The sequence below is a fragment of the Pseudomonas syringae group sp. J248-6 genome, assembly GCF_032586995.1.
Classification (GTDB): Bacteria; Pseudomonadota; Gammaproteobacteria; order Pseudomonadales; family Pseudomonadaceae; genus Aquipseudomonas; species Aquipseudomonas amygdali.
Genome location: NZ_JAWHOP010000001.1, coordinates 510,285 through 531,210, shown reverse-complemented (window position 1 = coordinate 531,210; position 20,926 = coordinate 510,285). Strand labels below are relative to the sequence as shown.

The window sequence follows — 20,926 nt, the reverse complement described above, 5'->3', positions numbered from 1 at the left end:
TCCTCCTGCCTCTTCCCGCCGTTTTAACTGCGCACCGCAATTGGGCGACGCAGGGTTTTGAGCTTTTTTTGGCACCGTGACGGTGCTGTTACAAAATTTAAAACCACAAATTCAATATATCCAACAAAACCCACTTGACGCGCCAGCCCCTGCTGAATGTAATGCGCCGACAGTCGTCGGCATTGGGCATCGCGCAGAAGTATCTCACTGATGAAAAAGAGGTATCTACATTGATTGAGCCACAGCCATCGTCCATGCCTGCCGTGATTGAAGCTGCCGCGCTTGTCCGCAAAGGCTGCATGACGCCGATACGCTTGACCGAGTTATGTCTGGCAACGATTGAAACCCACAATTCCACACTCAATGCGTTTGGTGATGTATACGCCGATGTCGCGCTTGAACAGGCCTGGACGATGACTGCCGAACTGCAGCGTGGTCAGGTACGAGGTCCGCTGCACGGCATACCCTTTGGCATCAAGGATCTCTTTTCCACAGCGGGACTGCGCACCACGCGTGGCTCGTTGACTGCTCTGGACTCGGTGCCGGTACAGGATGCACCGATCATTCGCCGCCTCAAGAATGCCGGTGCGATCATTCTGGGCAAGACAGCGACGACCGAGTTCGGCTGGACCGGCGCGAGTACGTCGCGGGTGTTCGGCAACGGACGTAACCCGTGGGACCCGACACTGACCAGTGGTGGCTCAAGTTCCGGCTCGGCGATTGCGGTGGCCGCGCGCATGGTGCCGGCCGCACTGGGCTCCGATGGTGGCGGCTCGGTGCGCATACCTGGCTCGTTCTGTGGCGCGTTCGCCCTCAAAGGCACCCTGGGACGCATTCCGACCTGGCCCTGGTCGGCCACCGAAATGCTCAGTCATGCCGGGCCGATTACCCGAACCGTGCGTGATAGCGCGTTGCTGTTCGATATCCTGTCGGGGCCGGATCCGCTGGATCACCAGGCGCTGCCAGCCCCTGACGAGTCCTTTCTGGCACGGTGTGACCAACCGCTGAACCCGTTGCGTATCGGCTTCTGCCCGACGCTGTTTGACACACCGGTCGATCCGCAAATCGCCGCAGCGGTTGAAGCTGCTGTGGGCAATATCGCCAGGTCGCTGCCCGTCACGGTCAGTACGCTCAAACCAGCCTGGCAGGACCCGCTGGCGACGTTCGAAACCCTGTGGGTCGCCGGACGCGGTATCGCCTATGGCAAGGCGCTTGCGCAGCAACTGGATCAGCTTGACCCTGGCTTTGCCGATCTGATCAGGCGTTCTGCCCAGTACAGCCTGAGTGATTACTTGCAGGCACTTCAACAGCGCGCTGCGTTTGCCAATCAGGTCCATGCGCTGTTTGAAGATTACGATCTGCTGATCATGCCCACGTTGCCGATTCTGCCGTTTACTGCCGACGACGTGGCACCGGCCGGTTATGCCGGGCAGGACGGCGCTGTGCCGTGGGCGCGCTGGACGCCATTTACTTACCCTTTCAACATTACCGGCAACCCGGCGGCCAACCTGCCCTGCGGGTGGAGTTCCGGCGGGCTGCCCATTGGTCTGCAAGTGGTCGGGCCACGCTTTGCCGACGCTCAGGTGCTGCAGTTCTGTGCCGCTGTGGAAGCCATCGCGCCATGGGATCAACACTTGCCACCGATTTTGGGGCAGTAGCCATGTCCCTCTTGCTTGCGGATCAACGGCCAACGGGCCCGGACACTGGAGTTCTTACTTTGCAACGGAATGCCACCCCCATGCTCAATCAGCCGCGCCTGGACGAAATCATGCGCCTGCTCGCCCAACAGCAGCGTGTCAAGGCGTCGGACCTTGCACAATTGCTGTTCGTGTCCGAAGAGACCATCCGCCGTGACTTCAAGTATCTGGAAGAAGAGGGCCGATTAAGGCGAATTCACGGTGGCGCGATTCTGCCCAGATCCAGCGAAGAACTGCCTTTGCAGGAGCGCAGCAGGCTCAAGCCCCGCGCCAAGGCGGGTATTGCTGCCCGCGCTGCGCAACTGGTCAGCGAAGGCATGGCGATCTTCCTCGACACCGGTACTTCGACGCTGGCGCTGGCCCAGCAACTGACGCGGTTCAGCCAGCTGAAGATCATCACCAACTCGCTGGACATCGCTCAGTTGATATCGCACCAGAGCGACAATCAGGTGCTGGTTGCGCCCGGCGATGTGCGGCGTACCGACAACGCCTTGATCGGGCCGCATACGCTGGAGTTCGCCCGACAGTTCCATTACGACATCGCCTTCATGGGGATCGGCGGCATTGATCTGGACCTGGGGCTGATGGATTACCAGGAGCCGGAAGCCATGTTGCGCAGAACGCTGGTCAGGCACTGCACGCGCAGTGTTGTGCTGGCTGATGATGGCAAGTTCGGTCATCGCACCTTTATCAATACTCTTCCGTTCGCCGCGATCACCACCCTGGTCACCAATCGCGCGTTATCCGACGAGTTTGTGACACGCCTGGAGAAAGATCATGTCGACACCCTCTATCCCTGAACTGATCGAGCCAGGTGCAATTGATCTGGCGGCATTCGAAGCACTGTTTCGGCAAAGCTCGGCCATTGGTGCAACACCTGCGGGTGGCTTGCACCGGCTGGCAGCATCGGCTGAAGACGGTCGGGTACGCGACCTGTTTCGGGACTGGCTGAAAGAGCACGGCTTTGAAGTGCGTGTCGATTCGATCGGCAACCTGTTCGGCCTCATGACGTTTGATCCCCAGGCACCTTATCTGCTGTGCGGTTCACATCTGGACAGCCAGCCGAGCGCGGGTCGTTTCGACGGTGTATACGGCGTGCTTGCCGGTGCCGTGGCGGTGTCCAGTCTGGCGAGACAACTGCGTGAACGCGGTGAAATACCTGCCTGCAATCTGGCCGTCGTCAACTGGACCAACGAGGAGGGCGCCCGCTTTCAGCCGAGCCTGATCGGCAGTGGTGTATTTACCGGGGCACTGGCCCTGGAAAATGCCTGGGAAAGCCGTGATGGCGATGGCATCCGTTTGAAGGATGCGCTGCAGGCGATAGGTTATCTGGGTAATGATCAGGTTGATTTGAACATTGCCGGGTACGTCGAAATTCATGTCGAGCAAGGCACTGGTCTGGAGAGCAGCCAGACGGCAATCGGCGTAGTCCGGGAAACCTGGGCCGCGTTGAAACGCCGGGTGCGCTTCGATGGCGAGCAGAATCATACCGGCCCTACGCCCATGGCCGCCCGCCGTGACGCGTTGCTGGCTGCCGCACACACCATCACGGCGGTGCGCGACGAGGCCGGGCAACATGGCTTGCAGATGCACAGCTCGGTAGGGCGTATCGAGGTGTATCCCAATTCACCCAATGTCGTGCCTTCCCGGGTCTCCCTGCTTATCGAGTACCGCTCCCGCGATGTCGGTCTGCTGAGCGCGGCAGGTGAACGACTGGACGCAACGCTGCACACCATCGCCGACAGGACCATGACGGAGTTTGAGGTGGAAAGCAGCGTACTGCGCCCGCCCGCCAGGCTGCATGACGTTTTTGCGGAGCTGGCGCACGCAGTAGGCGGCGAACTGGGCCTGTCGACCGCCGACAGCATGACGGTCGCTGGCCATGACGCAATCAGCATCAACCGCCATTACCCGGTGTGCCTGCTGTTCATCCCCAGCAGCAATGGCGTTTCCCATAACGAGGCCGAATACACCAGCGATCAGGACATGCGCAACGGTTTGCGCATGCTGACCGGGCTGTTGTATCGGGCTTGCACCTCATCCGCTTCGTTTCGTTGAGGACTGACCATGTCATATGCCGACGACCTGACCACACGCCTGCGCGGTGCATTGGCAAGCTGCGGGCTGGATGCGAACGCGCCCACTGAGGTCGTTACGCAGGGTGTGGCATCGCCTTCCAGGCTGTCGACCGAGTGGACGGGGTTTCGAGTGGTCGCTGCACAGGGCGCTGTTTACGCCAAGGTGCTGCATGCCGACATGGCGCAACTGATTGATTTCGAACAGGCGGCGCAGGCCAGTGAATGCGCAGGCCGCAGCGGCGCGGCACCGCGCTTGCTTGGCGCAGACGCGGCCTGCAGTGTGCTGATTTTCGAGGACCTGGGTCTGGACTGGCGTGCTGCCCGGCTTGATGACCTGCTCGCGCCGGGCCGTCTTCAGGCGCTGTGGGCGCTCAAGCGGCTGGTGCATGCCGGGCCTGTGCCTGATGTTGTGCGCTCGCCGATGATGGATATCGAGCGCCTTCGCACGCTCTGCGAACGTGACAACGTTGCACTGCCGGCAGAGCACCAATGGATTGACCGCTGCGTTGACATGGTCTGGCAGGCATTGGAGACCCGCTCTGTGCAGGCGGTGCCGCTGCACGGTGACGGCGTGGCCAGCAATGTCATGGTGTCACGCGATGGCCGGTTGCGCCTGGTGGATTTCGACTACGGCGGCTGCATGGACCCGTGGTACGACGTTGCGATTACCCTCAATGAGCTTTATTCGTTTGAAAGCCAGTGGCGCGAAGGGATCAGCGCATGGGCGGGGCAGTGTCTGGAAGTCGACTATGCCGTCTGCCGCTTGTATGCGCTGATCAACGACTGGTACTGGACATTGTGGGGGCTTTGGGCGGGTACGACGTCCGTGCGGCCACTGGAGTTTTCCAAGGTCGGGCAATGGACGTTGCTGCGTTGTCGGCAGTGTGTTCAGGACCCGCGCCTGGAAGGCTGGATGCGTCAGGTTCAGGAGGGTAGAGCATGAAAACGTTAGGGCAGTCTGTCAGTACCCAGGAACGACAACTTGAAGCTGCGGTGCGCAGTATCGACAGTTGGCAGGGGCGGCGCGTCGGCTACGAGCCGGTCAGCGGCGGCATCTCAAACACCAATTGGCGGGTCGAGGTCGAGGGAGCCGACACGGCGTACTTCTTCAAGGTGCCGGGCGCCGGCACAGAGATGTTCATCGACCGCCACACGGCCCACGAGGCCAGTGTGAAAGCGGCGCAAACCGGCTACGGCGCGCCGGTGTTTGCGTTCCTCGAAGCGTTCGGTGTCGAAGTGTTCGAGTTCATGGAGGGCTGGCGGGCATCGTCCAATCATGACTTCCTGCAGCGCGACATACGCCACGGCGCTCTGCACGGGCTCAAGGCGTTCAACGATCAGCCGTTGCTGAAACAGACCAAGACCGTGTTCGACATGATTGCCGAGCACCAGAGCCAGGTGGCCGAGCTCAAGGGCATCAAGCCTCAGGATGACGACTGGTTGTGCCTGCAATATCAGCGCGCAAAAGCTGCGCTGCAAGCTTCCGGAATTGATCTGGCACCGTGCATGAATGACACGCTGGCAGGCAACTTCATGCTCAACGCGGAGCGTCAGATTCGCCTGGTGGATTTCGAGTACGCCTCCAATAACGATCGCCATTACGAACTGGCGCTGTGGTTCGGCGAGATGTTTTTCAGTGACGAGATGGAGCTGGCGCTCATCGAGGACTACTTCGGTCAGGTCAGCGCGCAAACCGTAGCGCGGATCAAGCTGAACAAGGCGTTGGCAGATATCAAATGGTCAACCTGGGCAATGGTCCAGCACGCCGTGTCGCAACTGGACTTCGACTTCTACAAGTACGGCACCTGGAAGCACATGCGCGCGCGCAGCATCATCAATGATTCGCAATGGGAAACCTGGTTGCGACAGGCATGACCCGTCCTCTCCAGGCATACCTGTAACAAGCACTCCAATAATAAAAAAGTAGCGGGTGACCGCGTGTTCCTTTTCCTGCTTGAGTTTTATCCGATCACTTATCCATAGCCAGATCCTGAAATTCAAGGAGCACTCCATGAGTAACGTTCCGTCTTCTGAAAATCCCGGCCGCCTGAAAAATCTGGTGTTTGCCCTGTACTTCTTCGCGCTGTTGATGATGGCGCTGTTTCCGCCGTTCTACCTCAAGGTCAGTGGCAGCACCGCGCTGGTGCTCGGTGTGCCACTGCCGATCTTCTACTGGATTCTGATCGCCGTGCTCATGGGGCTGGGCCTGTGGATGCTGTACGTGGTCGAGTCTCTGCTGGGTGAAATTCCACAAGAGGGGGACGGGCAATGATCAGCACGACTACGGTTTCGGACCTTTACATCACCTTCGGCCTGATCGGCGTGTTCCTGGCGGGCATGATTGCCGTGTTGTACGGGACCAATCGCAAGAGCGAGAGCTTTTCCGACTACGCGGTGGGCGGTCGTTCCTACGGCCCCTGGTTCATCGCCATGTGCTACACCAACTCGTGGTGGCCGGGTGCAACCTTTACCGCATTCTTTGCCTTGTCTGTCGGTGGCGCGCTGGGCTTTTACGGCATGGTCTACGCCACGCTCGGCGTGACCGCCATGTACCTGATGGCCAATCGTGCCTGGACCTGGGGCAAGCGTTTCAACCTGACCACCCAGCCGGATCTGCTGGGCATGCGCTTCAATAGCCCGGTGGTCAAACGCATTGCCTCGATCATTGGCATCATCTCGGTATTTCCCTGGGTGGTGATGGGCATTCAGGCCCTCGCGACGCTTTTTCAGTTCGCCAGCTTTGCCGTTGGGGCGTGACCACTTGCCTGCTGGTCGGGGTGGTGGTGATCCTGATTCGGCAGTACTGGACGGTGAGCATGGGCATGCGCGGCCTGATCATGACCGACATGTATCAGGGGCTGATTGCCTACGTGCTGTGTGCCGCGCTGTGCATTTTCCTGCTGTTCGGTGCTCAGGCGTCGTTCGCCAACCTGTCGCAACTGCCCGCCAGCATGCTGGTGATTCCGGGCGGCGCAGGCAGCACGTATGGCCCGATGTACATGTTCAGCCTGATCTTTACCGGGGTGATCGGCTCGATGTGCTGGCCCATGAGCTTTCAGCGTATCTATACCGCCAGCGGTGTGCGTTCGGTGAAGAAGGGCACACTCCTGACCATCATGCTGGTGGGTGGCTTCTACGGCATTCTGATGCTGTTCGCCGCGGCAATCAGTCAGGACCCCAACGTGGCCGCGCATCCGCAGCATGGCTGGTTCCTGTCACTGTTCGATATCGGCGGGCCGTGGTTGCTTGGGCTGGCAATCATGATTGTCCTGGCGGCCAGCATCGGCCATGTCGACGGCTGCGTTCAGGTGTGCGGTACACAGTTTGCCAATGACCTGGCGACCTGGAGCAAGCCGCGCAGTGATCGCGAGAAGACCGTTCTCGCCAAGGTGGGCATGGTGGTTTTCATCGCGGCGGCGTCGCTGCTGGCGTACCTGACCTTCGATTACGCGCGCCTGCAACTGCTGGCGCAGATTTCCTATCAGGGCATCATCCAGCTGGCCGTGCCGCTGTTCTTCGGGGTCTTCAGCCGTCGTGGCAACAAGCAAGGCGCGATTGCCGGCATGCTGGTGGGCATTGTGATCGCCATTGTGCTGACCACCATCTACCCCGATGACATTCCGGCACTGGGGTCGTTGACCAGCGGCATCATCGGCCTGATCTTCAATGCGGGCATTTTTGTCGCGTGCGCCATTGCAATCAAGCCGAGTGCGGAGGAGGCCAGACGCGTTGATGAGCTGTTCGCCATGGCAGCACCGGCGCGTCATGGCGTAGGCCCGATTGCGGCTATGGGCTGATGTCGCGGGCATTGATAAAGTCGATGAAGGCCCTGAGCGGCGAGGGCAGGTAGCGGCGTCCTGGATAGTACAGATACGGCCCGGTGAAGCGCTGCCACCAGGGCTCAAGTATCGGTTCCAGTGCGCCGCTGTCCAGATGAGGCCGTAACCAGTCCTCGAACAGGTGGACAACACCCAGCCCGTCGATGGCGGCCTGCACCGTCAGATCAAAGGCTCCGCCTATTCTTACGGTCAACGGGCCTGCCGGGTCGACCTTGACGGTTTCACCATCGCGTTCGTATTCCCACAGCGGTATTACCCCGCTGGGGAATTTGCCTCGCAGGCAGGCGTGTTCCAGCAAGTCTTTCGGGTGTACAGGACGTCCTCTGGCGTTCAGGTACGCGGGTGACGCGGCCGTAGCAAAGCGCTGAAACCTCGGGCCGATGGGGACGGCAATCATGTCCTGCTCCAGACGCTCATCGTAGCGGATGCCCGCATCACAGCCGGCGGCGAGCATATCGACAAAGCTTTCTTCGGTGACCACCTCCAGGCGAATGTCGGGGTAGGTTTGCAGGAATGGCGTGATGATCGACGGCAGCACCAGCCTGGCGGCGCTGACGGGGACGTTCAATCTCAGCGTTCCTGACGGGCGATCACGAAAGTCGTTGACCACATCCAGGGCCGACTCAACCGCGCCAAGCGCGGGCACGATGCGCTCCATCAGTTTGGCGCCAGCCTCGGTCGGGGCCACGCTGCGGGTGGTGCGGTTGAGTAGCCTCACCCCAAGCCGCGCCTCCATGCGGCGTATGGCGTCGCTCAGGCTGGAGGCGGATTTGCCGCTGGTCCGCGCTGCCTCGCGAAACCCTCCGGCATTGACCACTGCGACGAATGCCAGCAGGTCCTGAATATCGGTAGTCATTCTTCCTTCCCCATCATGTCCTGTTCAGTGTTCTGTGAGCCGTACAGGTTGTGCCGATTACACCTGATTATCAGCGCAGTGCTCAATGCCTATAGTGAGGTACACACATTGGGATCAAGGGGCACACAATGAGTCATGCAAGCAAGGCGGGTACATTTCTATTGGGCAGCCATCGCGTCAATCGCATGGGCTATGGGGCGATGCAACTGGCAGGGCCTGGCGTGTTCGGCCCTGCGAAGGACCCCCAGGCAGCCGTTGCGGTATTGCGTGAAGCCCTCGCGCAGGGGGTTAACCATATCGATACGGCAGACTTCTACGGCCCGCATGTCACCAATAAGCTGATTCGTGAGGCACTGCATCCTTATGCAAAGGACCTGCTGATCGTCACCAAGGTTGGCGCGGTACGTGGCCCGGATGCTTCATGGAATCCTGCGTTCAGCCCGGCGCAATTGACCGGGGCGGTGCATGACAATTTGAACAACCTCGGCCTCGATGTACTTGATGTCGTCAACTTTCGGGCATGGGGAGACCAGCACTCGCCGGCAGAAGGATCCATCGAAGAACCCTTGACCGTGCTGGCCGACTTGCAGCGCCAGGGTTTGATCCGGCACCTTGGGGTGAGTAACGTCACTGCAAGACAAGTCAGACAGGCGCAGGAAATCGCTGACATTGTTTGCGTACAGAATCATTACAACCTTTCCCACCGCACTGACGAAGCGCTGATTGCAGAGCTGGGCGAGCAGGGCATTGCCTATGTACCGTTCTTCCCGATGGGCGGATTTTCACCCCTGCAATCGCAAACCCTGACCCGAGTGGCTGGTCGCCTGAATGCTTCGCCACTGTGTGTCGCCCTGGCGTGGTTGCTGCAGCGCGCAGCGAATATTCTGCTGATCCCCGGTACGTCCTCGCTGGCTCATTTGCGCGAAAACCTTAACGCCAGTGAACTGGTCATCGCGCCTGAGCTGCTTGCCGAGCTTGATAGCGTGGCGTAGCGCACTGCCGTGCTGCGCAGTCAGAGCCGGCCTTGTTCGCGCAGCAATGCGCCGATTCGCTCTATCTCCAGTTCGCCCTGAATGAGCGCGGCCTTACTGGTGTGCACCGAATAGTAGCCGGTGACCAGATCATGCGGGTGCTTGACTGCCGACCCCAGCACGAAATGGGTATCGCCTTTTGCGACGAAGTCGATAGGGCGATCCGATTCCTCGAAAATCGCCAGTTCGCCAGCGCTGATCGGGCCACCTGCATCGAGGTGTCCGGTGTTGATCGCCAGCCAGGCGACGCTATGACCTGCTGGCGGCGTGTAGCGCCAGTGCTCGCCGTCTTTCAGCTTTACGGCCAGATAATTCATGCCCTGTGGTGCAGGTATGCTGCTTTGTGCTGCACCGTAACGCCCCAGCAGCACCTTTGCCGGGCCTTGCTGGGCTACCTGGGACGCCGCCAGATAAACGCTGTTTGCGGGGCCGTTCTCTTGCGCTGCGGGCAGGGCTATCCATAGCTGGAAGCCTGTAATCGGCGCATCGCTGACCGGCTGGGCGTCATGCCACACGCCATTGCCTGCGCTCATCCATTCCACACCGCCATTGGGCAATATGCCTGATTTACCGGTGGTGTCTTCGTAGGCCAGTTCGCCTTCGATCATATAGGTCAGCGTTGCAATCCCTGAGTGTGGGTGCATGCCGAAACCTTTTTTCCCCGGCTCGGGTTTGAAGCCGAATTGATCAAGAAATACGAAAGGCTTCAATAACTGACCCAGATCGCCCGGGCTCATCAGGCGAGTAATAGGCCCTCGGCTTTTGCCGCTGGTGCGATGGGTGATGGCGCGTGGCTGAATGTTGACGATGGTGTTCATAGCGTTGTCCTCTGGGCCTTGATGCCTGAGCACAAAGAATAAGCCTCTGTGGATTACTTGATTAGCCGGTATAGTTGGTTTGGACTCATCCATAAATAGAAGGAATCAGTCTCGTGGCGCTTGATCTCAATGATGTCGCTCTGTTTGTGCAGGTCGTGCGCAGCGGCAGCTTTGCGCAGGCGGCAAGGCACCTGGGCATGCCTTCCAATACGGTCAGCCGCAGGGTTCAGCAGTTGGAAATACAGCTGGGCACTCGATTGTTGCAGCGGTCGACACGCAAGCTGGTCCTTACCCAGGCAGGAGAAGACTTCCACGAACGCTGTGTGGGCGCTGTCGATGGTTTGATGGATGCCGCAGAGCAGCTTGTTTCAGGCCGTGAAGAGCCTGGCGGCCGACTGCGCATCGCCGCGATGGCGGATTTTTTCGATTTCTTTTCGATGGAGTGGGTGGCTGATTTTCTTGCCAAATACCCACGGGTTCAGGTGGAGTTCGTGCTCAGCGATGAGCGCGCCGACCTGATCGCTGACCGGCTGGACATCGCGTTCCGCGGCGGCCCCTTGCAGGATTCGGGCTACGTAGGGCGACAACTGATCGAAGAGGGGCATGACACTATGGTCGCCAGCCCGGCTTATATCGCTGCTCACGGCATGCCTGATTCCCTGCCGAGCCTGCACGGGCATTACTGCGTCAGCCCGGCGCATCCCGGCGGGAGCACTGTCTGGCGCTTGCTCGGGCCGGACGCGAAGATGCATGAGGTGCAGATTGCCAGCCGATTCAATGCCAACACCGCGCAGGCATTGCGTAAAGCGACCCTGGCGGGGCTCGGTATTGCGCTGTTGCCCGCGACGCTTATCCGCTCGGATCTGCGTGATGGGCGACTGGTCCAAGTACTGACGCAGTACCAGCGTACCAGTCATGGTCTGCATGTGCTTTATCCCAGTCGGCAACATCTGCCGCCTGCGGTGTCGGCATTCATAGCGTTGGTGATGGAGAAACTCAGGGACAAGGCGTTTCCCGCGCAATGAGCCGCCGTGGCGGCACATTGCATGCTCTGGGTCATTTCAATTTCGAGGTCATGTAGATCAGCCGGACCGTCGCGACGGTAATGGCTTCTGCGTCGTTCTTGATGTTTTCCAACTGATCGCTGTCCACGTTGCTGTCGCCTGCGTTTGATTCAATCAAACGGGTCACGTGGTACAGGTTCTGAGTCACTTCGTGCAGGTTGCCGTGCAAACGCGCAACAACACGGTTGAGCGGCGCGCAGGCCTGACTGTTCTGAGCCGCTACGGCGGGTGAGCCAAGGCCGGTCACCACGTAGGCTACATCTACGCCCGCATTCGAGATACTTGAAAGGTAGTCTGCCCGGGGAGAGCGAATACCATTTTCGTAGTTGCCCTGAGCGTTGGTCTCCACGCCGCCTATCGCACCCAGTGCGCTTTGCGAAAGTTTGAGGCGCAGGCGCTCCTTTTTCAGCCGTGGTCCGATCCCTGTCATCCGTTTGTCCTCGATAGACTGTCCGCTGCAAGCCAAAGGCTTGTTGCCACACATCAGGGTTAACAAGCGTTACTGGCATTGACCGATAAGGCATTCCAACAGACCCGGAAACCGAGCATTCGGGTCGATCAGGTACTAACGTGCCAGACAGACCTCGGAGTGTACGTAGGAATTAAACAGGGTGATACATTTTTGTACGGACTTGAACGCTTTTAAGCGGCGGTTTTGCAAGGCTTTCTGCAGCGATGCTGCCTGAAACCGGGAGGTCTTTAATGGACCTCCCGATAGGCTTACAGGCAGTGAGAGGCGGGCTGTGCGGTCCAGCTCGCGGCAGTGGCGGCGATCTTGTCAGCCAGTCGGGACACGGCTTTCTGGTGGGCGATAATGAGACTTTCCATGCCTTCCCCGGCCTGTTCACGAATCACGCTGCTGCAAGTCAGGCTCTTGCGCTTGCTCCCGGCGGTAGCGCCTGCATCGCGAAGCCCGAGCGTCCAGACCACATCGATCAACGCATAATTGCCAGGCATCGATTCGAAGCGGCGTACATCTGTACGGATCGAAAGCACCGGCTGATCGCTGTTTTTCGGCAGGCCAGCCATGTCGCGACTGCCGAAATGACGTTCAAGTTGCGGGGTCAGCGCATCATGAAACTCGTCGCCCAGCGGCGAGCCCCAGCGTTCGGTGTCCAGAATCGCGAGGCTGCCGTTGCCCTGGCGAACCACCAGTGGCGGCTGGTCAACCTGAACCGGCATCAGTACCGGCAGCATCTCGAACTGGAACGGCATGGGTCTGGCCGCTACGCTGCTGGCCGCGCCCATGGGCGCAATCAGGGTGTAATAGTGGGTCTGCGTCGATGTGCAGGCACCCAGGCCCAGGGCTGCGGCAAGTACCGCCAGTTTCAGGCGCAAGGTCATTGTTTTGGCTCCAGATCAATGGCTCGGGAAGAGGACGGGGCGTTGAACGAGCGTGGGGCTGCATCGCCCGTGCGACCGCGAATCAGCGATTCTGGATGGCGGCTGAGGAAGTCGGTCAATACCCGTACCGAACGAGCGGTGCGCTGCACTTCATCCAGCGTCTGGCCCAGCTGTTGACGCGCAGGCGAATCTTCAGCGAATGAATCGTTGGCGGTGCCCAGCGTTTTTTCAGCCTGCTGCAAGGTGCCACGCATCTGCGGCAGCACGCTGCCGTTCACCTGTTTGAGGGTTTTCTGCAGTTCGCTGAGGCTGCCATTCAGGTTCTTCGCAAGGTCGTCGATCGGCAGTTTGCTGAGCTTCTCGACGAACGCCTGCAATTGCTCCTGCAACTTGTCGAAGCTGCCCGGTACGGTCGGGATTTCCAGCGGACGGGCCTTGGCATTGAATGCCACTTTCGGTGCCTTTGGATCGAATTCCATGGCGATGTACAACTGGCCGGTCAACAGGTTGCCGTTGCGCACCTGAGCGCGAAGGCCATTGGCGACAAACGCTCCCAGCACTCTGGCGGATTGTTCTTCTTCATCGCCCTTGCCGCCGAGTTCCTGCAGTTTCGACTCGGCCGCACCCAGGCGCTTGGGGTAAATCACTGCGCCCACGATACCAGGGAAGGTCTTGGTCGCCGGGTCGTAATCCAGATCGACCGACACCACCTTGCCGATATTGACGCCCAGGAAGTCCACCGCTGCGTTGACCGTCAACCCGCGAAGCGACTGATTGAAGCGCATGCGGATGTAGCGTGGCTCCCCATCGGGAGGTGCCAGTGCGGTGGCCTGATCATCGAATATCTTGAACTCGGCGTTCTCATCGGCGAGTTTCGAGTCCGGGCTCCAGTTGGGCTCGCGGAAGGCAATGCCGCCGGAGATGATCGAGGTCAGCGACTGGGTATTGACCTTCACCCCTGACGCGCCAACCGTGATGTCGACCCCGCTGGCGTTCCAGAAGCGTGTGTCGGTGGTGATGTACTGATCATTTGGTGCGTTGATGAAGATCTGAATATCGACCCCGCGACCATCCTTGGACAACTCGTAGCCAACCACCTGACCGACCTGAATGCGTCGATAGTAGATCGGTGAGCCAATGTCCAGAGAGCCCAGGTCATCGGTATGCAGTTTGAAGCGCTTGCCTTTTTCACCAAAAGTGACCGGTGGCGGCGTTTCCAGACCGGTAAAGCTGGTTTTGGTCTCTTCGGAGCTGCCCGCGTCGGCACCAATGAAAGCGCCTGACAGCAACGTGTCGACGCCCGATACGCCATGTGCGCCGATGCGTGGTCGCACCACCCAGAACTGGCTGTCGATTCTCGTGAACGGCGCGGCGCTGGTGTTCAGGTCGATGCTGGCCAGTACATGAGTACGGTCTTCACTGAGGGTGATATCGGTGACCATGCCGATAATCACGTTCTTGTATTTGACCTGGGTCTTGTTGGCCTCAAGGCCTTCTGCGGTCAGGAAGCTCACGGTGATTTTAGGGCCGATGTTCATCCAGTCATGCAAGGCCATGGATACACCAATGATCGCGGCAACGATCGGCACCAGCCAGATCAGCGAGACGCGCAGGCGACGACGTTTGACTTCAGGGCGTGGCACTGAAGCAGACGGGGGGAGGGTATTGTCAGACATCTTCAACCTCTGCGTCCCAGATAAGCCGGGGATCGAAACTCATGGCGGCGAACATCGTCATCACCACTACCAAGCCAAAAAACAGAATACCGATCCGCGGCTCGATGGTGCTGAGCTCGCGAAACTGAACCAGAGACGCCACGAGGGCCACAACCAGCACATCGAGCATCGACCAGTAGCCGATCAGCTCGATGAAACGGTAAAGACGTGCGCGTTCGCGCATCGCCCAGGTGCTGCGGCGCTGACACGTGATCAGCAGCATGCCCAGCACCAGAAATTTGAGACAGGGCACCAGAACGCTGGCGACAAAGATCAGGATGGCAATGTCCCAGGAGCCGCTTTCAAAGAACTCCAGTACGCCGCTCATGATGGTGCTTTCACTGCGGTTGCCCAGCAGATTGGTGTACATCACCGGCAGCACATTGGCCGGGATATAGAAGATCAGTGCGGCAATCAGGTAGGCCCAGGTGCGGCTGATACTGTTGGGCTTGCGTTTGTGCACCGGTGAGTCGCAGCGCGGGCAGCGCGTAGCGTCCTCCTGGCAGGCGTAACCGCAGGTGTGGCACAGGCAGAGCTTGTGTTCATGGGCGAAGGGAATGCCGTTCATTGCGGCGGCACTCCCAGTTCATCCCACAACCTGCGGATGTCCTTGTTGGCGATCAGCAGAATCAGCACCATCAGCATGGCCATGGCCCACAGGCCGACGCCGGGGTGCACGTCGAGCATTCCGGACAGCTTGATGATCGCCACCAGAATACCGAGCATGCACACTTCGAGCATGCTCCACGGCCGCAGGTGTTCCAGCGCGCGCATGCAGGCCCTGAAGCCGGGGGCGATGACGCCTTTGTGCGCGTGTACCAGTACCCAGAACAGCAGAGCGATCTGTAAAAGCGGCGCAAAGATAATCGAAAGGCCGGCGACCAGCGCAATGATTGTGATCCGCCCTTGAGCAAGGGCTTCAACCGATTGCCAGAGCGTGACCTCGTTGGTCAGGCCTTTCATGCTGATGCTGATCACGGGAAACAGGTTGGCGAACACAAAAAGCATGGCCGCAGCGACGGTCAGCGCCAGTAGCTGCTCGATGGTCATTCGGTGGCCGCGACCGAGCAGTGCCTCGCAACGCAGGCAGAACGCTGCTTCACCGGGCTTCAGCGGTTGCGCTTCGTACAGCGAGTCGCAATGCTCGCAAATGATCAGGCCAGAAGAGTGTTCAGTAGGATGCACAGTGCTCATCGACGCCATTGCTGCAGAGGTAAGGGGTGAGAACGCGAAGCACGAAAAGATACCTCGTTAATGGCAGTGTGAAGCGTTTTTTTTTGTACAGTCCACGCCAACGAATCGGTACACGTCATTGACCGCGGCGGCGGTGGGTGGTTCACATGTCATAGCGCCATTATTCCATGCAGGAGCACATGCAGGAACAAGGCTGGCGAATATGTCGGCAACCGATGCCTTTGACAGTCATCTGCAAGGCATCGGTCGCCGGATTTTTTTCGGGCAGGCCTGTCCTAGAGCTTGCCGGGCTTTACGCGTTGCTTGAGGAACCCGAGCAACTGGCGGGCGGACGCTGGCACGTTGTGTTCGTCGAACGTGAGGCAGATTTCTCTGGCCTCATCCTCAATGGTGATCTCGTACTGATTCAGATCCCGCGCCTGATCATTGAACGCGCTGCTGGACTGATTCAGGCCGCTGTCACTGACCAGCCGCTGCAGTTGCTCGGCTTCTGGCTGCTCAAGGGTGGACGTATCGACTTCACAGCGTTTGACGGCACCCGCAAAGCCGCCGGATTGCACTAGACAGACCTTCATTTCAAGCACCTTTGTGGTGGTTGCACTTCGGCTAAACCTTGACCCCGACTTCCTTCCAGGCCGCTTGTACGGCTTTTTTGGCTTTTGGGCCGAAGCGTGAGTCCGAGGCGATTTTTATGCTGGCTCTGGCGCAGTCGACAAACTGACTGTCAGACGCCAGCTCCAGCATCGTTTCATACCAGATTCTGCCCGCCACTTCCCAGGCATTTCCGCCCAGCGCCTTGGCAACCAGCACGAACGCCCGATTGGGGATGCCCGAATTGATGTGTACGCCGCCGCGATCCTTGGCGCCAGTGTACAGGTCGGCCATCGTTGCCGGTTGCGGGTCATCGCCCAGGTCTGGATCGTTGGAGTAGGCGGTGCCCGGTTTTTCCATATCGCGAATGCCCCGTCGTGTAGGGGCAGGAACTAACAATTCCTTGCCGACTACCCAGTCCGACTCGGCGGCGCTGGTGCCCTGTTTCCATTGACGCACCAGCATGCCGAAGACATCGGCGAAATGCTCGTTGAGGGCTCCGGACTGTCCGCGGTAGTCCAGGTTCGAGGTGAAACTCTGCACCCCGTGGGTCAGTTCATGGCCTATTACTTCCAGGCTGCCGGTGAAGCGCTTGAAGACCAGATCATCACCGTCGCCATACGCCATCTGGCTGCCATTCCAGTAGGCGTTGCTCAGCGGTACATGGTCGCCATTGAAGTCCACCTCGGCGACGTGCACCGTAGACACCAGGGACATGCCACTGTCGTCCAGCGAATTGCGCTCGAACAGTTCCGCGTAGAAATCGTAGACATCGCCGGAACCGTCGTAGGCTTCATCGGTTGCCTTGTCGCCAGTCGGGGCTTGGCCCTCCTTGCGAGCCACAGCGCCGGGAAGATCGTCGGTTCCCTTGGCATCGTGAATCACGCGGTGCTTTCGACCGTCAGGCGATTTGATCGCGTGCATGGAGGGCATGGTTCGGGCTGAAAGTCTTGATGCCAGGAACGCCGAGCTGCTCGTCAGATTGGCAATGGCCCGGGCGCTGACCAGAGTCTTGGGGGACTGCGCCATACGCTCGAGCATATAAGGCGGAATGAAGCAATGCAGGGGGTTACGGTCGTCGCACATGATGAACTCCTGTTCTAATGCACCAACGGCGGCAAGCCATCGGTCAACATGGTCGCAGGCGTTTGACACTTCATGTTGCGTTTATATGCAAAGAAATAGCTGATCACATGACCAGTGATCGCAAAAAATATAACTGATTGTTGCGAGAACAGCGCATGGCCAGTGCCCAATGCCCTTTGGTCGGGCATGCGACACCTCGACACAGTCCATCAACGGGCGTTGCGGGAATGTTAGACTCGCGCCACTTCAGACGAGGAGCAGACCTACGTGCGCAAGACGGTAATGATGATAGTGGTACTGGCTCTGGCCGGATGCGATGCAGGCAGCTCGCGTGCGCCCGCCAGGGAAAAAGCCCAGGATGCGGCTCTTACTGCTCCGGTCTCCACGCCACAGTGGTTCATTCAGATGAATTCGCGCGAGGCGGTGAGCGATACCAGCGCCTGGCTGCTGGAACGCAGCTACGCCCCCGTCATCGTGGATATCGACGGTAAACAGCAATTATTGATCGGACCTTATGAAAGCCAGGCCCAGGCCGAGGAACAGCGCGTGTTGTTGCAGGCCAAAGTGAGCAAATCCCACCGGTTTGCCGAGCCGTCGGTGGTACAGCACGCCCGCTTAAGGTAATTCATCAGACCTACACCATCGTTGCAGCAGCATCAGGCATTGCGGGCCCGTGTCCAGGCCCGCGATGCGTCTCATCAGCGGCTGTCGATCAACGACGACCCAGCAGCAGGCCGACTACCAGGCCGAAGCCTGCAGAAATAGCCACGGTTTGCCACGGGTGACCACCGATGTAGGTTTCGGTCGCTTCAACGACTGGTTTGGTGCGGTCGCGCACGCTGGCCATCGAATCCAGTGCCTGCTTCAGCTTGAGGCTCAGTTGTGCGCGCAGTGTTTCTGCTTCTTCGCCAACCAGCGCAGCGCTTTCCTTGAGCAATTTGTCGGATTCTTCGATCAGTGCCTGCAGGTCACTGAATGCCTGATCCTTGATTTGATCGGCAGCTTGTTGAGCAGGGGTCTTACGAGCCATGGGTATCTTCCTTTCAAGTGATGGCAACAGTGATCAATGGAGTCTCGCGCATCCTGAAAAGTTGCAATTGCTTGAATGACCCGACGCAAGACTCTGCAGGTAACGCCCCTTACGGGTGTAAGATGCAGCCGTTTTTAGCCGTAGGTGACTGTGATGAGTTTCAATCTGGCCAATCGGCCGCTCCCCGAACGTACCGCTCTTGAAGACGAGAAATCCCGTTTGTTCGACCTCTGGCAGAGCAATCTGGGCAAGGCCAAGAGTGAGGCTGCACGCTTGATGGGCGAGCGCGCCAAGCGCAAGGGCAAGTGGTCCGAATGGGTACGTTCCGAACTGGACACGATGAGCCCGCCGGAATACGCCAACATGGTTCGCAGTGAAGTGAATCGTCTGGTGGCGGCGAGCAAGTAGCCCGCGACAGCGACCCTCGCATTTGGCGGTGATCGTTGCTCGTGCCAGCGTTGGCATGACGGTTACAAACTTCCGTTCCTCATGCACTTGCATGGGAATGCCTTGCATGCCGGGCTGACCAGGCCTTTTGAGAACATTGATGGCCCAAGCCAGCGCAAGATTCACCCAGGGCAGCGTAGCGCGCCACATCGTCGTCACCGCCAGTACCAGTGCCTTGAGCCTGTTTGCGGTTTTTCTCGTTGACATACTGACGCTGGTCTATGTCTCGATGCTGCATGACCCTGTGCTTCTGGCTGCGGTCGGCATCGCCAAGGTGCTGATTTTTTTCAACAGCGCGCTGGTGACCGGCGTGATCATCGCTGCGACTTCAGTATTGTCGGAGCGCATCGGTCATCGTGCGGTGAAGTCCATCCCTCGATTGACCGGCAGCCTCATGCTGATGGTAGTCACGGTCGCCGCTCTGGCGTCTGTCACGCAGTTGGCGCTGGTGGTGCCGATTACCCACTGGCTGGGGGCCGAGGCAGCCACTTACGAGGCGGCGCGCAGTTTCATCTGGCTGACACTGCCTTTTACCGTGCTACAGGCCGTGATGCAGATGTCGGCGCAGATGCTCAGAACCACCGGTGATAACCGTCGGGCGCTGGCAGTGGTGCTCTCAGCGGCCGCCACGCTGGCGGTCGCAGACCCGCTGTTCATCTTTGTGCTGGACCTGGGGCTGAACGGCGCAGGCATCGCCTTTGCCATATCGGCAGCGGTGTCCGCTTCCATCGGCCTGTATTGGGTGCGCAGCCGCATAGGGATGGTCTTCACACGCAATCTGAAACTGCTGCGCCTGCATGCCGTGCGTACCTTCAGGCTTGCGCTTCCTGCCATGGCGGCGAATCTGGCGACACCGGTCGGTTTGGCTTATCTTGTCGCCTCGCTTTCGGCATTCGGCACCTCCGCCCTGGCCGCCATGGCAGTGCTGGATCGGGTCCTGCAGTTTTCGTATTGCGCCTTTTTTGCTTTGCCCGGCGCGCTGGCCCCGGTGCTTGGCCAGAATATTGGTGCGAACCGCGATGATCGCGTACGTTCTGCGGTCATCTTTACCCGGCGGCTGGTGGTCTGTTACGGGCTGGTAGTCTGGTTGATGCTGGTGCTGTGTAGCGGCATGATTGCCGATCTCTACCAGTTGGGAGCCGAGGCCCGCGCTGTGTTCATGGCCTTTTGCTTGTGGGGCGGCGGCCTCTGGGTTTTGATTGGTCTGGATTTCGTCGCCATCGCCGTATTCATAACCATGAACAAGTCATGGTGGGTGGCGGTGTTTGCCTGGCTCAGGGCAACAGCGGGTACAGTGCCCTTCGTATTCGCCGGTATTCACTGGTTCGGCAGCAGTGGTGCATTGCCTGGCATGTTTACCGGTAATGCGATCATTGCGCTGATCTCCATCACCACAGCTTCACTGACAGCGAAGCGGTTTTTTACCAGCAGGGCCCCGGTAACCAGCATCGGGGTACATTGAATCAAGGCGTTATCAGGTTTTTATGGTTATCGAAGAATCAGGGAATGAATCCGAAGAAACAGCTGCGCCCAAGCGCCGTCGTGCGCCCAAGGGTGACATGCGCAGAAAGGCCTTGCTGGATGCCGCCACGGTTGTTTTCGCCAGGGACGGCTATTCGAGTGCATCAATGCGCGAGGTTGCATTGCTTGCCGGCATCACCACCGTCGGCTTGCTGCACCATTTCCCCAACAAGGAAGCCTTGCTCGCTGCGTTGCTGGAGCGCAGGGATCAGCGGGTTACGTCACGCTTTCAGGATCTGGTGACCGAACCGACGCTTGAAGGGTTTTTGAAATTTCTGAAGCTGAGCATGAGCTTCAGTATCGAGAATGCCGACGAGTGTCAGGCGGCACTGCTGATGAATACCGAGAGCCTGTCGAAGTCGCATCCCGCATGGGAATGGCATCGCGAGCGATTCCAGCTGACCCATGAGCATGCACGCGGCCATTTGCAGGCGTTGATAGAGGCGGGGGAAGTGCGTGCCGACATCAATGTCAAAGCCCTGGCCCAGGAAATCTTCTCGGTCATGGACGGTTTGCAGATTCAGTGGCTGAGAAGCCCGCAAGACGTCGACGTCATGGCGGTTTTTGATATCTACGTTCAGCGTCTGGGCAGGGATATCAAGGCTCATCCCTGAG

At 59.1% G+C, this 20,926-nt stretch carries 22 protein-coding genes and 1 pseudogene; 13 read left to right on the top strand and 10 right to left on the bottom strand.

Going from position 1 to position 20,926, the window contains the following annotated elements:
* The first annotated feature begins 254 nt into the window (after positions 1-254).
* The 7 genes and pseudogenes from RYC17_RS01840 to RYC17_RS01810 all read left to right on the top strand — a co-directional run bounded on the left by RYC17_RS01840 (position 255) and on the right by RYC17_RS01810 (position 7,572).
* The gene (locus RYC17_RS01840) at positions 255-1,658 is read left to right on the top strand and encodes an amidase (protein WP_316888725.1); all 1,404 of its coding nucleotides are present in this window, start codon (positions 255-257) and stop codon (positions 1,656-1,658) included.
* Positions 1,659-1,738: 80 nt separating this feature from the next.
* Positions 1,739-2,497, top strand: coding sequence for a DeoR/GlpR family DNA-binding transcription regulator (locus RYC17_RS01835; protein WP_058402227.1), 759 nt, complete (start codon positions 1,739-1,741; stop codon positions 2,495-2,497).
* Complete coding sequence (locus RYC17_RS01830; RefSeq protein WP_316902358.1) at positions 2,475-3,755, top strand: M20 family metallo-hydrolase; 1,281 nt, start codon at positions 2,475-2,477, stop codon at positions 3,753-3,755. The genes RYC17_RS01835 and RYC17_RS01830 overlap by 23 nt, the downstream gene beginning before the upstream one ends.
* A gap of 9 nt (positions 3,756-3,764) precedes the next feature.
* Positions 3,765-4,718, top strand: coding sequence for an aminoglycoside phosphotransferase family protein (locus tag RYC17_RS01825; RefSeq protein ID WP_122259490.1), 954 nt, complete (start codon positions 3,765-3,767; stop codon positions 4,716-4,718).
* Positions 4,715-5,650: a choline kinase family protein gene (locus RYC17_RS01820; RefSeq protein WP_002553222.1), complete on the top strand. Its 936-nt coding sequence runs from the start codon at positions 4,715-4,717 to the stop codon at positions 5,648-5,650. The genes RYC17_RS01825 and RYC17_RS01820 overlap by 4 nt, the downstream gene beginning before the upstream one ends.
* A 136-nt stretch (positions 5,651-5,786) precedes the next feature.
* Positions 5,787-6,047 carry a hypothetical protein gene (locus RYC17_RS01815; protein ID WP_058408189.1) on the top strand — a complete coding sequence of 87 codons (261 nt, stop codon included), beginning with the start codon at positions 5,787-5,789 and terminating at the stop codon, positions 6,045-6,047.
* Positions 6,044-7,572, top strand: a pseudogene (locus RYC17_RS01810) (sodium:solute symporter family protein). The gene RYC17_RS01815 and the pseudogene RYC17_RS01810 overlap by 4 nt, the downstream one beginning before the upstream one ends.
* Here RYC17_RS01810 and RYC17_RS01805 read toward each other — a convergent pair.
* Entirely contained in the window at positions 7,562-8,470 is a 909-nt protein-coding gene (locus tag RYC17_RS01805; RefSeq protein ID WP_316902354.1) for a LysR family transcriptional regulator, read from the bottom strand. The pseudogene RYC17_RS01810 and the gene RYC17_RS01805 sit on opposite strands and share 11 nt — an antisense overlap.
* 128 nt (positions 8,471-8,598) lie before the next feature.
* On the opposite strand from RYC17_RS01805, the gene RYC17_RS01800 reads away from it, so the two are divergent.
* The gene (locus tag RYC17_RS01800; protein ID WP_122259486.1) at positions 8,599-9,462 is read left to right on the top strand and encodes an aldo/keto reductase family oxidoreductase; all 864 of its coding nucleotides are present in this window, start codon (positions 8,599-8,601) and stop codon (positions 9,460-9,462) included.
* A gap of 20 nt (positions 9,463-9,482) precedes the next feature.
* Here the strand turns inward: RYC17_RS01800 and RYC17_RS01795 are convergent, their stop codons facing one another.
* Complete coding sequence (locus RYC17_RS01795) at positions 9,483-10,319, bottom strand: pirin family protein (protein ID WP_058408185.1); 837 nt, start codon at positions 10,317-10,319, stop codon at positions 9,483-9,485.
* A 113-nt stretch (positions 10,320-10,432) separates the two neighbouring features.
* On the opposite strand from RYC17_RS01795, the gene RYC17_RS01790 reads away from it, so the two are divergent.
* Positions 10,433-11,344 carry a LysR family transcriptional regulator gene (locus RYC17_RS01790; protein WP_058408184.1) on the top strand — a complete coding sequence of 304 codons (912 nt, stop codon included), beginning with the start codon at positions 10,433-10,435 and terminating at the stop codon, positions 11,342-11,344.
* Between the two features lie 31 nt (positions 11,345-11,375).
* On the opposite strand, the gene RYC17_RS01785 is transcribed toward RYC17_RS01790, so the two are convergent.
* From RYC17_RS01785 to RYC17_RS01755, 7 genes are all read right to left on the bottom strand, one after another.
* A complete protein-coding gene (locus tag RYC17_RS01785) occupies positions 11,376-11,813 on the bottom strand; it encodes a helix-turn-helix domain-containing protein (protein WP_058408183.1) in 438 nt (145 codons plus the stop codon).
* Between the two features lie 290 nt (positions 11,814-12,103).
* Positions 12,104-12,727: a membrane integrity-associated transporter subunit PqiC gene (locus RYC17_RS01780; RefSeq protein WP_058402237.1), complete on the bottom strand. Its 624-nt coding sequence runs from the start codon at positions 12,725-12,727 to the stop codon at positions 12,104-12,106.
* Positions 12,724-14,403, bottom strand: coding sequence for an intermembrane transport protein PqiB (locus tag RYC17_RS01775; RefSeq protein WP_316902353.1), 1,680 nt, complete (start codon positions 14,401-14,403; stop codon positions 12,724-12,726). The genes RYC17_RS01780 and RYC17_RS01775 overlap by 4 nt, the downstream gene beginning before the upstream one ends.
* The gene (locus tag RYC17_RS01770) at positions 14,396-15,010 is read right to left on the bottom strand and encodes a paraquat-inducible protein A (RefSeq protein ID WP_058408182.1); all 615 of its coding nucleotides are present in this window, start codon (positions 15,008-15,010) and stop codon (positions 14,396-14,398) included. The genes RYC17_RS01775 and RYC17_RS01770 overlap by 8 nt, the downstream gene beginning before the upstream one ends.
* Positions 15,007-15,636 (bottom strand): paraquat-inducible protein A, encoded by a 630-nt coding sequence (locus RYC17_RS01765; RefSeq protein WP_058402240.1) that lies wholly within the window; start codon positions 15,634-15,636, stop codon positions 15,007-15,009. Before RYC17_RS01765 ends, RYC17_RS01770 begins: the two co-directional genes overlap by 4 nt.
* A gap of 275 nt (positions 15,637-15,911) precedes the next feature.
* On the bottom strand, positions 15,912-16,211 hold the full coding sequence (locus tag RYC17_RS01760; protein ID WP_002553232.1) for a protealysin inhibitor emfourin: 300 nt from the start codon (positions 16,209-16,211) through the stop codon (positions 15,912-15,914).
* 31 nt (positions 16,212-16,242) lie between these two features.
* On the bottom strand, positions 16,243-17,313 hold the full coding sequence (locus RYC17_RS01755; RefSeq protein WP_005745200.1) for a M4 family metallopeptidase: 1,071 nt from the start codon (positions 17,311-17,313) through the stop codon (positions 16,243-16,245).
* 267 nt (positions 17,314-17,580) lie between these two features.
* Between RYC17_RS01755 and RYC17_RS01750 the strand changes: the two genes are divergently transcribed.
* The gene (locus RYC17_RS01750; RefSeq protein ID WP_058408180.1) at positions 17,581-17,937 is read left to right on the top strand and encodes a hypothetical protein; all 357 of its coding nucleotides are present in this window, start codon (positions 17,581-17,583) and stop codon (positions 17,935-17,937) included.
* Positions 17,938-18,025: 88 nt separating this feature from the next.
* On the opposite strand, the gene RYC17_RS01745 is transcribed toward RYC17_RS01750, so the two are convergent.
* Positions 18,026-18,343 carry a YqjD family protein gene (locus tag RYC17_RS01745; RefSeq protein ID WP_002553234.1) on the bottom strand — a complete coding sequence of 106 codons (318 nt, stop codon included), beginning with the start codon at positions 18,341-18,343 and terminating at the stop codon, positions 18,026-18,028.
* A gap of 153 nt (positions 18,344-18,496) precedes the next feature.
* On the opposite strand from RYC17_RS01745, the gene RYC17_RS01740 reads away from it, so the two are divergent.
* From RYC17_RS01740 to RYC17_RS01730, 3 genes are all read left to right on the top strand, one after another.
* Positions 18,497-18,751 (top strand): hypothetical protein, encoded by a 255-nt coding sequence (locus RYC17_RS01740; RefSeq protein ID WP_002553235.1) that lies wholly within the window; start codon positions 18,497-18,499, stop codon positions 18,749-18,751.
* A 139-nt stretch (positions 18,752-18,890) separates the two neighbouring features.
* A complete protein-coding gene (locus RYC17_RS01735) occupies positions 18,891-20,252 on the top strand; it encodes an MATE family efflux transporter (RefSeq protein WP_058402243.1) in 1,362 nt (453 codons plus the stop codon).
* A 22-nt stretch (positions 20,253-20,274) separates the two neighbouring features.
* Positions 20,275-20,925, top strand: a complete 651-nt coding sequence (locus RYC17_RS01730) for a TetR/AcrR family transcriptional regulator (RefSeq protein WP_058402244.1) — start codon at positions 20,275-20,277, stop codon at positions 20,923-20,925.
* The last annotated feature ends 1 nt before the right edge of the window (position 20,926 follow it).